The sequence below is a fragment of the Ureibacillus massiliensis 4400831 = CIP 108448 = CCUG 49529 genome, from assembly GCF_000772965.1.
In the GTDB taxonomy this organism is placed as follows: domain Bacteria; phylum Bacillota; class Bacilli; order Bacillales_A; family Planococcaceae; genus Ureibacillus; species Ureibacillus massiliensis.
Genome location: NZ_JPVQ01000147.1, coordinates 1 through 436, shown reverse-complemented (window position 1 = coordinate 436; position 436 = coordinate 1). Strand labels below are relative to the sequence as shown.

1 pseudogene is annotated in these 436 nt (G+C 39.0%); it reads left to right on the top strand.

The features are described from left to right. A pseudogene (locus CD30_RS19310) lies at nucleotides 1–434 on the top strand (IS4 family transposase); the annotation flags it as partial. Nucleotides 435–436: the final 2 nt, after the last annotated feature.

The following is a 436-nucleotide window of genomic DNA, read 5'->3' as shown; positions in this document are numbered from 1 at the left end:
CGATTCTCAGCACCGATTGTACGCTTTCTGAACAAGAAATCGTCCGTATCTATGGCATGCGTTGGGATATTGAAGTCTTTTTCAAGACGACAAAATCCCTATTACGCCTTCAGAAAGAATTTCAAGGCATATCGTATGATTTACTCATTAGCCACACAACGGTTGTGTTTTCCAGATACATCGTCTTGTCCTGGCAAAATCGTTGCCATAACGATCAACGAACATTAGGTGGCATTTTTTATGAATTATGTGATGAAGTCAACGAACTGGATTGGGCTGTCGCGTTACAGCAATTAATCGAGCTTCTTGAAGATGCCCTAAAAAAGACAAATAAAACAATCCAAAAATTAATCAAAAGTCAACTACAGCAGTGGATTAACGGTCTGCCTAACTATATCAAGGCTTATTTGTCGATTTTAGTCTGCGAAGTTTGAGT